This is a genomic window from Paraburkholderia sp. SIMBA_027 (genome assembly GCF_046535315.1).
Lineage (GTDB): Bacteria > Pseudomonadota > Gammaproteobacteria > Burkholderiales > Burkholderiaceae > Paraburkholderia > Paraburkholderia tropica.
The window spans coordinates 1-253 of the sequence record NZ_JAWRWY010001141.1 but is presented as its reverse complement, the minus strand read 5'-3'; the positions used below and the strand labels follow the sequence as shown (position 1 = coordinate 253).

Annotated in this window: 1 pseudogene; it reads right to left on the bottom strand. The window is 64.4% G+C overall.

What is annotated here, in order from left to right:
* Positions 1–43: 43 nt before the first annotated feature.
* Positions 44–253, bottom strand: a pseudogene (locus SB764_RS42705) (epimerase); the annotation flags it as partial.

Below are 253 nucleotides of genomic sequence, written 5' to 3'. Positions count from 1 at the left end.
CGACGCTTACACGTATTACGCCCTGGAGGGAGGCCCCCTTGGGTCACATCATGTCGTGCTCGATCCAGTCGATCACGGACGTGCGCTTCGGTTGCCAGCCCAGCAGTTTGCGCGCGCGCTCACCACGCACCCGGCTGTTCGAACCGAGTCCGTACGACGCCATTTCATACCCCCATTCTTTCCGCGCTTCTTCAAGCGGCCAGTCTTGCGGCGCGCCCAGCTTCAGCGCGCGGGCGATCGCGGCGCTCATGTC